Origin of the sequence: Sphingobacterium alkalisoli (assembly GCF_005049105.1) — a bacterium.
Classification (GTDB): Bacteria; Bacteroidota; Bacteroidia; order Sphingobacteriales; family Sphingobacteriaceae; genus Sphingobacterium; species Sphingobacterium alkalisoli.
Map to the genome: position 1 here is coordinate 359,753 of NZ_SUKA01000006.1, position 14,713 is coordinate 374,465.

Sequence of the window (14,713 nt, forward strand, 5' to 3'; positions counted from 1 at the left end):
ATTCCGTGCCCCCATCGGTTTTTTTCTTTGGACGAATTTTTGCTAATTTTGACTTAATACAGCAAAGTGACCGAGTGATCAACCGATCGCTGTATATAGCTGTGTATTCGTTGCATTGCTAAAAATAACACCTAATTAATGGTATGAGACACTGACGATGAAGAAAAGGACAATAACAGCTCCGGTACTACCGCCCTATCAAAATAAGGACTTGGCAGATCTTCCTGGCGAAGAATGGAAAGACCTTCCTGGACTGGAAGGATATGGCATGATTTCGAATCTTGGCCGTATTAAGCGGCTATCGTACGAACTGACCAATTCGGTTGGTCAGACCAGTGTTTTTGCAGAGCGTATACAGGCCCAGAAGATTAATCGAACATTCAACAATTTCAAGCAGGACTTCAAGCAGCATTTTAACTCCCGGATTCAGGTCGGGAAGGTTACCCATTCCATTTCTGTGGGCCGGGTGATGTACTATTGCTTTGTTGAGCAGTTCGACCTTTCCGACCGGTCGCTGTACGTTACGTATAAGGATGGAAACGGCCTGAATGTCATTCCGGACAACCTGGTGCTGGTCGATCTCTCGGGTCTTCAGCAGCGCATCATGCAGGCCGACCGTAAAGACCTGCATTTTGGGCACAGCGAAGAAAACCAGAAGGTGTTCAGTCAGCTGGGGCGGGATGTGAACATCAAGAAGGTGAGCCAGTACAACATGGAAGGCCATTATCTGCATACCTACGAAAGCCTATCGCAAGCCGCCGAAGCCGTAGGCGCCACGATATCGGCCATCAGTGCAGCGACAAAGAAGAAGGCGCTCACGGCGGTAGGTTATATCTGGCGACTTGGAAGCAGCAAGAAGAATGTAGCCGTCCGCAACATTCATAAAGCGATCCGGCGTACCAAGGGAGCCCCGGTGAGCCAATATGATCTGGAGGGCAGGCGAATTGCGACCTATTACAATATGAGCCAGGCGGCAGAGGTGCTGGGGCTTGAGCGTAAGGTGATCAGCGATGCGGTCAATGGCAGGGTGCTGGTCACGGCCTCCTCGGTGTGGCGGAAGGGCGAAGCCGAAACGATCGACACGTCAAGGGAGCAAAGATCACTCTCGCTGCGCAAGGGGTATACGGTGAGCCAGTACGACCTGGAAGGCAATAAGGTAAGGACGTTTACCAACAGCAAGGAGGCGGCAAGTTTTATAAATGTTCAAACAGAACGTATAAATGCGATGGCGATCCGCGACGACCTGTTGCTGAAAGGATATATTTGGCGGTATGGCGAGGAACCACAGCTGGGAGCGGAAGAGCTGTCAATTATCCGTAACAATGTGGCCAAACCCAAGACGAAAGATATCACGCAATATGACCTGAAAGGCAAAAGGCTGGGGTACTATCCCCATATAACTGCGGCCTCCAGAGAGACAAGTGTTCATGCCGGTGGAATCAACGGCTGCGTGGACGGCCATAAGGCCACGGCAGGTGGTTTTATCTGGCGAAGGGGAAAAGGCAAGGCTAAATTGGTGCTACCGGTGACACCCCGTCCGCTGGGACATAAGCTATCCCGGAAAGTGATCCAGTATAACCTGAAGGGAAGGGAGATTGCCAGATATCCGAGTATCAAGAGTGCCTCCAGAGCGCTAGGAATTCATAATACCACCATCTCTGCCGCCATAAGGGGCGATAACAATACTGCAGGCGGTTTTCGGTGGAAGAAAGTGGAATGAGCCATTTTGTAAACGACCGGTGCCCGATCAATTTTAATCACTTTTTATTAATCAATATATGAGGCTTTTTATCGCCCTGTCTTTGCAGATAGCCAAGTTGACCCGTGCACAGGCGGACCCAACTTTATATATTCCGTTGTATCGGAATCTAAGTACATATGGAGGTGCAATTTTTGATTACGCATCAAAATCAGGGAAGAGACTAAGGCTAGATTATCATAACTTTGGAAAGTCTAATTATAATAACATTCTACACTTTCATACCAATTTTGGAGGGAGGGGAATTAAAAAACATAGAAGTTTAATTCCCTTTAGGTTTGGGAAGGCAATAGAATACAAATAAAAATAGTTGATGAATTTTGAAGCTGAAAATCCTGACGGAGCACGTATATACACCAATATAGATCTAACGAATAGAAATAGTATTATCTTTTTTAAGGAGTTCTTAGGAGGTGAGTTTACGTTCGGACAGGAAATTATTTTTAGTTGCTTTCGCAAAGAAAGTTTAACAGATATTCGTGAATTAATGAGTATCGAGAATGATTTGATGAATATGTTTAATAGCGAAAACCTCTATATAATTGATTTCTTAGATGAAAGTAGATTTTATTTCTTGTATAGGCATGTATTTGATTTAAATTCTCCAAATTTAATTGTTAAACTTTGGGAATATTTTTATTCTCTTTCTTTTTTTGTTCTTAATAAGGGGTATTTATTCAATGACGCGAAAGTTTATTTCAAAAATCATGAAAAAAGAGACGTCCATTTGAAAAACTTCTTAAGAAGCGGATTTTCAGATGTAGCGTACATAAAAGGATTGGGAGGAGATACTTTAATAAAACAAATTTGCTAGCAGTTTTGATTTCACTAATTAGGAGTCAACTGCCAATTCAGGTCTTGTATGACCCGTTGGGTGGCGGCCTCAGCTAGCGCCTGAATGTTTCCGGTGCTTTTCTTGACAGTTCCAAACCAGCGCGAGTAAGGAGCTGTTCTACAACGAATCTTATGGCAACAGTGTAAAGCGGTATAACGGCAATATCTCGGCCATGAGCTAAGAACCGAAAAGGAAAAGTGCGGTTAGGGGCTACGCCTTTAGCTACGATGCGCTATCGCGGCTCAGAGCAGTAGACTATCTCCAGAATGCTGCGACACGTACCACTTTCGTTGTTCTTACGCTTCGATCCAAATATTTTATTCCCATTTAAAGGACTTCATCATAATTTTTCCGCCCATGGTTTCGTTCGAATTAGTTTTGAATGCGTCAATTAATGTAGTAGCATGCTTAACGAAGAAATCTTCGAACTCTTTCACATCTGTATATGAGGGCATTTGCATATTTTATTCTTTCATAAAACTATCGTGCCCGCCTTAGAGAATTGTTTTTGCGAGTTCGTCCATAAATTTCACCATGATGAATAATTGAGGTTCATTGAGCTCGAAGTTAATCATACCTAGTTTTGATAGGTTGGTATTGTCATATACCTTAAATCTATCAATTTGCATCAAAATTGGGGGAAGGGAGGGGGGTAAAAAGCAGCGGATGTAACCAATAAGCACCAATTTCGCATGTTGGCGGCGAAGTATTATCACCTAGCGAGCTTAACTCTTTTTTTATTATGTCAGGGGTGCAAAGTTAACTGTTGAGGGGGCATGTTTGATCCGGGATACAAGATCCACTATGTCAGTTATTAAGTACTATAGCGGATTTTTTTTGACTTGTGTTAAAATACGTTAATAATATGTTAAAATATGGTTGTTTAAAAAGTTAATTAAGTTTTATGTTTACGATTAATTACCAATAATTAATCTGTTAGCTATGATCAGATCCGTTGCGAATATATTGCTTTTGGCCTGTTTTTCAATAAGCCTTCTACATGCTCAGATGCAACCTAAAAATCCTATTAGTATGCCAAGTGCGAGCATGTTGGGAAGTCAAAACAATATCCAGGCAGAGATATCTAGGTTTAGTGGAGCACCTGCTATCGCTCTACCGTTATACGAGTTTCACGAAGGTAACCTAAATCTTGGCTTAACGATGTCTTATGACATAAGTGGTATTCGTCCCGATGTCCACCCGGGGTGGGTAGGTAGAGGATGGTTTCTCCGAGCGGGGGTGATTACACGTAAGGTAAATATACGGGAAGATGAGCTACCTGCTGGTATGGGTGGCTTTTATGACAATTACACGAAACTGGCTGCGTCGGATTGGAGTACATTGTCCAAATTACAAGGGTATACTACCGATGCGCTAGCCGATTCGCCCGACGAATTCAGTTTTCAGGTAAATGGTATTTCGGGCAGATTCTTTTTGGATCATGAGCGAAATTGGCAAGTGCAGTGCGATCAAGATGTAAAGGTGTTGTTTGATGCAGAAACAGGTTTTTCTCCACCATTTGGGACAACCTCTCCGCCAGATCCTTACGCTATGGCTACATGGGCTAGAGTATTCCGGACATTTACACTGCTGGGACCCGACGGTACGAAATATGTGTTTGGCGGACAGGCAGATGCTGTTGAATATAGTATCGACTTTTTTAGCCAGTACGGCAGTCCATGGACAGCGACTTCCTGGCATCTGACTAAGATCGTTTCCGTTGATGGGATTCATGAGATTAATCTTAGTTATGAACGCGACCATTACACTAATGTACTGTACAATAATATCTATGCTAATAACTACACGATATCGTTGTCAGGGTCACTTATCTGTTCATCCAATGGTGGCAATGCCCGGTCAGCGGGTTCGTTGGGTGGCAACCTCCTGTCACCAGTTTACCTCAGTAGTATAACAACTGGTTCCGAACAGGCTATCTTTACACGTTCCACGAGTGTAGAGCTACGATATCGACAGGCAATATATGATGAAAGCTACCAGGTATATAACCGTACGCGGGCTATCGCAGGTGCAACTACACAGGAGACACTTCTCTCCATACAGGAACGTCTTGCTGCGGATACGGTAGATTATAAATTTCTTACTTTTCTCCGGCAGAATGGGCAAAATACGTATCCGGCCATTCTCAACAATCTGCAGTGGAAACAATTGGACCGCATTGATATCAAGGATGTGTATAACGATAAGATATTCCGTCGTTTTGATTTTCGTTATACGGCTGATTCAGATACCAGGCTGTCACTGGAAGGAGTTAAGCAAAGCGGCTTTGACGAAACAGGTGTCCAGGAAAGCAGCCCTGACTATAAATTTTATTATGACCAATCCGTCACACAACCGGCATACCTGTCGGGAGCGACGGACGAATGGGGTTATTATACTGGAAATGTACCAAACAGTTATACACAGTACAGACCACCTTCTGTTTCCCATATGAAAGAGGGGGCATTAACTAAAATAGTGTACCCTACAGGAGGAGTAAAGATGTTATACTATGAGCCCAATGATTTCTCCTTGAAGGCCAATGATGATCATTTGACGATCAGTGCTTCAGGTGCTGATAATCGAGGAGGGGGATTGCGGGTGAAGGCAATATATGACTATGACCCTTCCAGTGAAAAAGTGTTGTCTACGCATTTCGACTATCGACTACATTACGCCACAGGAGATCTTTCAAAAATGAGGTCCAGTGGTGTTATAGGCGGTATGCCCAAGCATCTTTGGGAGGGTACCCATACGCTTCCTAGCGGACATGTACTTCAGGCCAATCTGGCTTATCGTTATATGCCGCTACCCGAGGGTGTAAGTCTGGGCGGTGAACATGTCGGATATTCAGAAGTGACCGAAATTGCCGCTGATGGAAGTTTTACAGTTTACAGATATACCAATTATGATGACAACCATCCTGACGAGGGCGTGTTGAATAGCCTGTTTACAGGGAAATCAGGCATGAATGCGTTTACCTCACTGGCACTGGAGCGAGGAAAACTCAAAAGTGTAGAACAATATCATAAAAATGGTACGCGGCACAAAGTTACCCGTATCAGTTATGCACCCTTACATGGGCAACGGAATTTTATACGAGCCTTTGATGCTAGGCGTTATTGGGTGTGTAATTATGGAGCGAGCGGAGCATTGAGCGGCCCCATTGTGTATGAAGGAGGAGCCTATAAAATATACACGTATAGCTATCTTCCAAAGATGATGACCGATAGTATTTTTGAATCCGGATCGGACACGCAGGTAAACCGTGTAAGATTATTTTATGATAATACAGCCAATAAGCTCAATACACGAACAGAAATTATTCGTGCCAATGGAAAAAAACAGACCGATTTACGGCTATATCCACAGGACTATGCTTCAGGTACAACCTTTATAGATGCAATGGTTAGTAAAGGGTTATTGGCATTTCCAGTGGAAGAGGTCAGTTACCTCACTGATACTATCACCAATACACATGAAATTCTAAGGGGAGATATTAATACCTATTTGGTGGATAAGCCGTATCTTAAGGACAAAACCTATAGACTAGAAATTCCGAGTGACCAAGCTTTGGGATCTTTCAAATTTTCGAATCGTAATATAGGCCTTTTACCCTATCAGGGTACATCGACAACATATGGTGAGGATGGTCGATATAAACTTATATTTAGCAACAGTTACGATTCTTTTGGTAATCTAATACAGGTGGATCGGACTGATGGACCACCGGTATCTACTTTATGGGGCTATAATGGGAAGTTAATGCTGGCAAGTGCTTCTAATGCCAAGTCTTCGGAGGTATTCTATCAAGGTTTCGAAGAATTGGTTTCGGGAACTTCCACGGAAGCTCATGCTGGACTCCGATCAGGTTTGTTAAGCGGTTCAGGATTTTCATTACCTGCTATGCCTACATTAGGAAATGGCAGGAAATATAGATTGAGTTTTTGGTACAAGCAAGGTAGCTCGTCATGGAGCTATTCTACACAACTCTATTCTAATCTGCCAGCAACTATCAGCGGTCATACGGCCATTGATGAGGTTCGAATTCATCCTGAAGATGCGGTTATGCAGACCCTAGGATATGCCACATCACGCGGTGTCGTAACCTATCAAGGGGATGAGCGTGGAAGAGTTGTCCGCTATGCTTATGATCCAATGGGGCGGCTTGCCCGAGTGTCTGATAACAACCGTCATGTCTTGGAAGATCGCAATTACTATTCGGTATTTGCACATAGTGACAACGTGCCTGTATATTTTAGCACGATCAAATCGGCCTCTTACCAGCGAAATAATTGTACAGGAGGAAGAGTAGGCGAAAGTTATACCTATTTAGTGCCTGCAGGAAAATACTATTCGATGATTTCGCAAGCGGACGCTGATCAGAAGGCACAAGCAGAGGTTGTACTTAACGGGCAGACGGCGGCAAATTTGTGTATGGAGTGTGTATTTCGAAATACAGTCAAGCAACAGACATTTTATCGGCAGTATTGTCCTGTTGGGGAGATCGCAAGCCCTTACGTTGTTACGATACCAGCGGGACGTTATTCGTCTACGGTATCACAAGCAGAAGCAGATCAAATGGCGCAACTAGAGGTAGAGACAAAGGGTGCAGAAGTCAATTTAAAGGGGGAGTGTGTTTTGAATCAAGTGACGTTTGTGATTGAACATTTGGTCGGGGTATACGATTATCCCCGACAGTTGGTGGTGACCTTGACTAATTCCAATACGTCGCAGGTTTATAGTTCGGGTATCCTCAATATGGGGCAAATCAAAACGATGACACTACCTCCTGGGATATACAATGCAACTTATTCTGTTGGTGGACCTATAGGTAGTATGAGAATTCATACTAAAACTTTGGAGGGGTCTGTGGTTGAGGGGTGTTATGGATACGGCGTTACTGTGCCGGTGTATTCGTTGGCAGGATGGACTGTGACACTTTCAACGAAAATGGAGTCATGTCCGCCTCCTCCGTGATGAAGAATTCGAAAATGTATAATACACAAAAATCCATATAGTAAAATTAAATGTACATAATTGAGTTGGAGCTATGGGAAGCAAACAGCATTCGAATAATTTAACTTGGATAATCCAAAGAACCTTTAAAAGACAGCAGTATATGAAGTGCATCTGGGCAATGGTGTTGTTTATATGGATTAGCGTATCAGTTTTTGGAACTGAGCGTCATAAAATTAGTCCGAACTCTGTGCATCCACCGTATAAAATGACACAGGGTTCTACGGTTGCTCCAAATATTAGTTACGCTATACCTTCTGCCATTATGCAAGGTAGTACGGTGAGTTACATGCCAACGAATACCGGAGGGGCTATATACGCTGATGGCGACGCTGGCTTATTGGCGGGATCTGGGGTTTACGGAGCGGTAAATGGAAACCGTACTACTGCTCGATTCGCCAGTCCTGCGGGGTTGGTGCGGGATGCCTTGGGGAATATCTTTGTTGCGGATACCTGGAGCCACAGTATCCGAAAGATTACTCCGGATGGAACAGTCTCTACCTTTGTAGGTGGTGTCGGTGGTAGCGCAGACGGTGTAGGTACCGCAGCCAAGATGTATTTGCCGTCATATCTTGCTATTGACGCAGCAGATAACCTGTATGTGACCGATCGTGGTAATCATCGGGTGCGTAAAATTACGCCTGCTGGTGTCGTGACAACCTTCGTAGGGTCTACACAGGGATTTGTCAATGGTACAGGGACTGCGGCTCGTTTTAATGGTCCCTTAGGTATTGCTATCGATGCAGCAGGAAATTTCTATGTGGCTGATGAGGGAAATAAGGTTATACGCAAAATTACACCTTCGGGTGTCGTGACTACTTTGGCTGGCACCGGAGCATCCGGATCGGTCAACGGGCCAGGTCATATCGCAAGCTTTGAATCGCCAAGAGGTATAGCTGTTGGCTTGGATGGCATAGTATATGTTGCCGACTATTCAGGCAATAGAATTCGTAAGGTGAGTCCCACTGGTGTTGTCAGTACATTGGCAGGTACAGGTGTAGCAGGTAGCAACGATGGGTCGACAACTTCTACGACTTTAAACCAGCCTATTGATCTTGCTGTTGATGAAAGCAGCCTTGTCTACGTTGTATCGATGGACAATAAAGTCAGGCGGATTTATCCATGGGGTACTTCCAATACTTTAGCAGGGACCGGAACAGCAGGTTATGCCAATGGAGCCCCAAATACAGCTATGTTTAACAGTCCGGGAGGAATACTTTTAGATAAAGATGGTACGTTATACGTTGGTGATACAGGTAACAACAGAATCAGGACAGTAGGAGGTGGGTATACGATTGATCCGGTATTGCCGGCCGGGCTCTCATTTAATAAGACTACGGGGGTAATTAGCGGTACCCCTACGACTATTTCAGGATCAACTACCTATGTGGTTACCGCACATAACAGTATGGGAGCTTCGTCTTTTACATTTGGGCTGTCGGTGATCGACATGGGGGACAGTGCGGACAGGACACATATGCGTAACATCATTTATAGGGAACCGTTTACCACACCGCCATTATCTCCTACAATTGAGCAGGCTTCGCGACAAGTGAATTATATTGATGGTTTAGGAAGACCTCTCCAGGATGTTGTGATTCAGGGAAGCCCTATGCAACATGATCTGATTAAACCTTACGCTTATGATAGCCTGGGACGACAAAGTTTTCAATATCTTCCTTATTCTAGAGATAACAATCAGGGAACGTATCGCGTAGCAGCATTGTCTGGTGAGCAACAGGATTTCTACAGTAGCCCCCCTGAAGGTGTTGCAAGTACTACGCATCCCTACAGTCATGCCATATACGAACAGGTATCTGGTGCCCGGATTAAGGTACAGGGAGAAGTTGGAGAAATATGGCAGCCAACAACATCGGCAAATCGTACCCAGAAGATGCTCTACGGCAGTAATGGCAGTAACCAGGTTAGGTACTGGACATTAACAGCTAACGGCGCTGTTTCTACATATTATGAGGCAGGGAAACTTCGAAAACAGACGTTTCGAGATGAAAACTGGGGGGGAGGAGATGGAAATGTTGGAGCACAGGAGGTATTCCAGGATCAGTCCGGGCGAGTTGTTATGGCTGGGATCTGGGAAACTGATCAAATTTTTAATGCGACCAGTTATATTTATGATAATCGGGGGCGTTTACGTTATATATTACCTCCAGCGGCTAGAATGAACGGTACTTCCGAGCGAATCAGTTTTGCCGAATCAGACGCCTTTTTTGCCGATCAGGTATATGCTTACCGGTACGATGACAGCGATCGACCCATTGCCCGGAAGATGCCGGGTAAAGGCTGGGAATACTTTATCTACAACAAGCTGGACCAGGTGGTGGCCACACAGGACGCCGTGCAGCGCACCAAAAGTCCGCAGCAATGGACGGTAGCCAAATATGATGCCTTGGGCCGCAATATTCTTACCGGTATTTACCGTTATGGTAGTGCTTCGGGATTGGATTACCGTTCTGTTTTACAGGACTCAGTCTATAACGGCAGTCAGTTTGAAGTAAAAGTCGGTACCGGTTATGGATACAGTAGTCAGAGCTGGCCACGCAGTGCTATAGAGACCATGCTTTCATTAACCTACTATGATAGCCATAATATCCCGGGCTTACCTGCGGCATATCTTCCATCGGGCTATAATACCAATACCCAAGGCCTTCCTACGGCTGCACGGGTCAAGGTACTGGATGCAGGTAATGGTACCAATACGATGCTATGGATGGTTAACCACTACGATGATGAGGGGAGACCTATACGGCAGTTCCGCCAGCACTATAAGGGAGGGGTGCATAGCAGTTTCAATTACGATGAAGTGGTCAATACGTACAACTTTACGCATCAGCCACTGACAAGCATGCGTAAGCATTATACCGGTACATCGAGTGCCGTATTGCAGGTTCAGGTGCTGTCGGAGTATGATTATGATCATTCCGATAGGTTGCTACGCATTTGGAAAACTACGGGTACAGGTCCCCGCACACAGATTTCGGGTTATTCTTATAATGAACTGGGGCAGGTACGCACACGGGGCTTGCACAGTACTAACAATGGTAACAGCTTCGGACAGATCGAGACCCTTGGCTATAACGAGCGAGGGTGGTTGACACTGGACAGCACAGCGTTACTGGTGCGGCGTCTTCGCTATCAGGAAAACCTTAGTGGTGTAACCCCTCAATATAATGGACGGATTTCGCGGCAGGAATGGCAGCACAATGGACAGACTTCCCAGCAGTACACGTATATGTATGATGGGATGGGCCGGCTTCGCAGCGGGTTGACGGCAAGCGGAACTGGCGAATCTGTCCGGTATGACCGGATGGGCAATATCGATACGCTGTGGCAGGACGGCGGTGCTGCACGGAAGTACCACTATGTCAATGCGAGTAACCGAGTGAATAACATTACCGGCGGTCTCAATACGGGAAGCTATACCTACGATGCCAATGGAAATACGGTGTATGACGGTAGATTGGGGAAAAGCTTACGATACAATACTTTAGGTTTGGTAGATAGTGTGGGAGGAAGTCCAGCTATACGGTATACTTATGATGCATGGGGTCGCAAACTCCGAACTGCAGCGGGTACAATAGCAATTGACTATGTCGATGGCATTGAGTGGGTCGGCGGCAGTCTGATGAGTATTGAGATGGAGGAGGGACGTATTATCAATACAGGCAGCGGTTACCGCTATGAGTATCATCTTCGCGATCATCTGGGTAGTCTGCGCTCTGCTTTTCGTTCGGATCAGCTTACCGCTGCAAGCCAACGCGCGGACTACACACCTTTTGGCCGACGTCATACCACAGGACAGCTTGCAGGTAATCCTGTAAACCGTTATCTTTATAGCAATAAAGAGCTCCAGGATGGTACCGAGCTGTACGATTACGGAGCAAGGCAATACGATCCGGTCACTGGGCGCTGGGGAGCTATCGACCCTTTGGCAGATGCTTACGTGGGAATGACACCCTATGGTTTTGTGGGCAACGATCCGATAAATTATTTGGATCCCGACGGGCGGAAGATTGATGAGGCCAGTAGTGGTTATTGGTATCAGGAATACATGAGCTGGCGAGGTGCGATTGGACAGGCCGAGGAGGATCTAGCGGGCCTGATGGAACGTCACGAATCCGGAGAGGAGGGGCTGTCGACACCGATCACGACGCTAAAGGGCGTACTGGCGAAGGCGTATCAATATATCGGTTTGTTGGAAACACTGGCTTCGAGCGCGACCACGTATACCCATGCCAGTGGCGGATGGTCTATCCTGATGGATGAGGTGGTGGTGGATAGGGGACAAAATGCTAATTCGGGGGCAACATCCTATTATGAAGATCCAGCTTTTTACGTAAATGGTACCCTCGGATTTGCAGGAGTTGGCCTAGCCGTGAAGGGTGAAATGTGGAAAACGAATGAATTATGGCATATTCAAAAAAATGGAAGAGTAAGGACAGCATGGAGCTCTTTGAGAAATAATAATTTCGTAAAATCCTCTAAAGATATATCCTTAAGTAAAACAGCTGGATTAAGAAGTTTTAGCAATAAGGTTGCTGTTGCGAGTCTTGTTGTAACAGGTTATGGAATCGCTACAACAGGAGTGATAAAGCCTTCAGATGTTTTAAATGCAACAATGGCGGGAATTTCATTTACAGGAGTTGGAAGTTTAGTTTCCGGTGCTTATTTCCTTACAGACTTTGGATTTACAGTAGTCACTGGAAAAGGTCTTGGACAAAGACTCGATGAATCTATAGGTACATATAAAGCATGGTGATATGAATTACTTATTGAAATATTATTTTTTAAACTACTACGATTTTTTTTATAAAAGGAATAGTGACGAAAGATTCGCTGTTACAAGAGCATTAAATCTCCTGCTTATAAATATCTCTTTTTTGATTTTTTCTTTTTTGGTTTTTTTAACTAAGTTTTTTCCAGAATTGAAGGGCAAGTTTCCCGCTATTAACCAATATGGTATTGGCTATTTTGTTTTTTTAATTATGGTTTTTGGTATCCATTATTTAATGTCTAAAAAACTTAAGAAATTAATTTTAGATAAACAGGAAATCGCTACTTCTGTAATCAGTAGAAGAAATAAAATTATTGTTTTTTTAACGATACCTTGTATTTTTCTTGTCTTTATATTAATGCTTTTTATATAGCTCAAGTGTCAACTGGGGGGGGGGTAGTTGCAAACGTTACAACTAGTTTATTCGGCGGGTAGAGTCATAGGAGATCAAATGTTGAAATCCGGAAAATATAGATAACTTAATGAGAGAACTGGCAATTTTAACAATTATTACAGCTTTATCAGCTGTATCCTGTGGTCCGGGATTCGGTGATATTTCGAGGGAACTCAGTGGAGGTTATGAATATTGGTCTGAAGGATCTAGTCCCTATTTGCTTGGCCCAAGCTGGGGCAAACAGATTTATCCACAGGTTATCGACTATGATTTTGATTCAAGTTTTGTAATCGTGGTACAAAAGCCATCTTTAAATGACCATAAGGCATTTTTAAAAGGTAAATTATCCATTGAATATGGAGTCTTTATAGACTATGAAGATAAAAATACTTTGAAAATAGATGTTGATTTTTTAGAAAGATACCTTTTTCCCGACAGTATTTTATATCGAAATATGAAATCCAGGGGTATATCTACAACACGGAGCCGAGCTGATTTCGGCCTTATGCAGGGAGTTATAGACAGCCTGTTTCAGTATGATCCCTATTACGTGGACTTGTTTTCCCGCCCTGTCAATTACTGGATCATCTCTCATAAGGAACAAAACGCGGATGATTATGTCCCGATGTCGAGAGTATATGGTCCCTATTCAAGGGAAGATTATCTAAAAAAGCGGAAGGAGTTGGGCGTTCCGGAAGAGTTGACCTTGAAATTAGATGAGGATGGTGATAAATGACCCTTTGGCAGATGCTTACGTGGGAATGACACCCTATGGTTTTGTGGGCAACGATCCGATAAATTATTTGGATCCCGACGGGCGGAAGATTGATGAGGCCAGTAGTGGTTATTGGTATCAAGAATACATGAGCTGGCGAGGTGCGATTGGACAGGCCGAGGAGGATCTAGCGGGCCTGATGGAACGTTACGAATCTGGAGAGGAAGGGTTTTCGACACCGATCACGACGCTAAAAGGAGTTTTGGCGAAGGCGTATCAATATATCGGCCTGCTGGAAACACTGGCTTCGAGCGCGACCACGTATACACATGCCAGTGGCGGATGGTCTATTCTGATGGATGAGGTGGTGGTGACTGGGCAGCAACAGCAAACAATAGATAAAGTACAATTAAACCTGGGGACAGCGAATAGTCACTACAGAAACGGGAATGTAGTGCCCGTACGCGTGGATGCCAGTAAGATAGATCTTAGTTTTGTCAATCAGAATGCACTTAAAAATCTTAAAGTTGGAGGTAGGGCATACACAGTCAATCTTTTGTTCAAGAACAATGATGGTTTTGTTTATGGTAAGCTTGCACTTGAGCGGTTAAAAAGCGGAGGAATTGGTATTAGAAGAAACGAATATGATTTTGAGATAGGTGCAGCGGATAGGCATCCCTGGTTTGGAGAAAGAAGTACATTTTGGAGAAATGTGTTCACGGTATTAGGAAATGCGGCTGCCGGTCCGGGTACACCTTATATGATTTATTTTAATGGCGAGGTTGACTTTAATTACCGGGAATCCCGGTATGTTCCCAATGTGCAGCTGATCGGTCAGCCCAAATGGTAAAAAATATCTGGTATGAAAGCAATTGTAGCAATGATGACCGCCTTAGTGGTCGTATCCTGTGGTCCGGGATTCGGAGATATTTCAACGGACCTCAGTGGAGGTTATGAATATTTATATGAAGGATCTGGTGCTAGTTTAGAAGGACCTAGTTGGGGGAAGCAGATTTATCCAAAAGTTATCGACTATGATTTTGATTCGACCTTTATCATTGTGGTACAAAAACCATCTTTAAGACATCATAAGGCATTTTTACATGGTAAACTCTCAATGGAATATGGAGTCTTTATCGATTATGAAGATGAAAATACCTTGAAAATAGATGTTGATTTTTTACAAAGATATCTGTTTC

9 protein-coding genes are annotated in these 14,713 nt (G+C 44.2%); 8 read left to right on the forward strand and 1 reads right to left on the reverse strand.

Annotated features, from left to right (window positions below; translation table 11 throughout):
- Positions 1 to 157: 157 nt before the first annotated feature.
- Together FAZ19_RS18865 and FAZ19_RS18870 are read left to right on the forward strand one after the other, a co-directional pair.
- Positions 158 to 1,720: an NUMOD1 domain-containing DNA-binding protein gene (locus FAZ19_RS18865; RefSeq protein WP_136822307.1), complete on the forward strand. Its 1,563-nt coding sequence runs from the start codon at positions 158 to 160 to the stop codon at positions 1,718 to 1,720.
- A gap of 352 nt (positions 1,721 to 2,072) precedes the next feature.
- Positions 2,073 to 2,573 carry a hypothetical protein gene (locus FAZ19_RS18870; protein WP_136822308.1) on the forward strand — a complete coding sequence of 167 codons (501 nt, stop codon included), beginning with the start codon at positions 2,073 to 2,075 and terminating at the stop codon, positions 2,571 to 2,573.
- A 338-nt stretch (positions 2,574 to 2,911) separates the two neighbouring features.
- Here the strand turns inward: FAZ19_RS18870 and FAZ19_RS23965 are convergent, their stop codons facing one another.
- Positions 2,912 to 3,055, reverse strand: a complete 144-nt coding sequence (locus tag FAZ19_RS23965) for a hypothetical protein (RefSeq protein ID WP_169305701.1) — start codon at positions 3,053 to 3,055, stop codon at positions 2,912 to 2,914.
- A gap of 481 nt (positions 3,056 to 3,536) precedes the next feature.
- Between FAZ19_RS23965 and FAZ19_RS18875 the strand changes: the two genes are divergently transcribed.
- From FAZ19_RS18875 to FAZ19_RS18900, 6 genes are all read left to right on the forward strand, one after another.
- Entirely contained in the window at positions 3,537 to 7,574 is a 4,038-nt protein-coding gene (locus tag FAZ19_RS18875; protein ID WP_136822309.1) for a DUF5977 domain-containing protein, read from the forward strand.
- Between the two features lie 142 nt (positions 7,575 to 7,716).
- Positions 7,717 to 12,390 (forward strand): DUF6443 domain-containing protein, encoded by a 4,674-nt coding sequence (locus FAZ19_RS18880; RefSeq protein WP_169305702.1) that lies wholly within the window; start codon positions 7,717 to 7,719, stop codon positions 12,388 to 12,390.
- A 1-nt stretch (position 12,391) separates the two neighbouring features.
- Positions 12,392 to 12,778, forward strand: a complete 387-nt coding sequence (locus tag FAZ19_RS18885) for a hypothetical protein (protein ID WP_136822311.1) — start codon at positions 12,392 to 12,394, stop codon at positions 12,776 to 12,778.
- 109 nt (positions 12,779 to 12,887) lie between these two features.
- Positions 12,888 to 13,535 carry a hypothetical protein gene (locus FAZ19_RS18890; protein ID WP_136822312.1) on the forward strand — a complete coding sequence of 216 codons (648 nt, stop codon included), beginning with the start codon at positions 12,888 to 12,890 and terminating at the stop codon, positions 13,533 to 13,535.
- Complete coding sequence (locus FAZ19_RS18895) at positions 13,516 to 14,364, forward strand: RHS repeat-associated core domain-containing protein (RefSeq protein ID WP_136822313.1); 849 nt, start codon at positions 13,516 to 13,518, stop codon at positions 14,362 to 14,364. The genes FAZ19_RS18890 and FAZ19_RS18895 overlap by 20 nt, the downstream gene beginning before the upstream one ends.
- A gap of 12 nt (positions 14,365 to 14,376) precedes the next feature.
- On the forward strand, positions 14,377 to 14,713 hold a 337-nt coding region (locus FAZ19_RS18900; protein ID WP_136822314.1), incomplete at its 3' end, for a hypothetical protein.

Coding starts and splice junctions, on each gene's coding strand:
- FAZ19_RS23965 (WP_169305701.1), bottom strand. CDS start 3,055: ATGCAAATGCCCTCATATACAGATGTGAAAGAGTTCGAAGATTTCTTC.
- FAZ19_RS18880 (WP_169305702.1), top strand. CDS start 7,717: ATGAAGTGCATCTGGGCAATGGTGTTGTTTATATGGATTAGCGTATCA.
- FAZ19_RS18890 (WP_136822312.1), top strand. CDS start 12,888: ATGAGAGAACTGGCAATTTTAACAATTATTACAGCTTTATCAGCTGTA.
- FAZ19_RS18870 (WP_136822308.1), top strand. CDS start 2,073: ATGAATTTTGAAGCTGAAAATCCTGACGGAGCACGTATATACACCAAT.
- FAZ19_RS18895 (WP_136822313.1), top strand. CDS start 13,516: ATGAGGATGGTGATAAATGACCCTTTGGCAGATGCTTACGTGGGAATG.
- FAZ19_RS18885 (WP_136822311.1), top strand. CDS start 12,392: ATGAATTACTTATTGAAATATTATTTTTTAAACTACTACGATTTTTTT.
- FAZ19_RS18875 (WP_136822309.1), top strand. CDS start 3,537: ATGATCAGATCCGTTGCGAATATATTGCTTTTGGCCTGTTTTTCAATA.
- FAZ19_RS18865 (WP_136822307.1), top strand. CDS start 158: ATGAAGAAAAGGACAATAACAGCTCCGGTACTACCGCCCTATCAAAAT.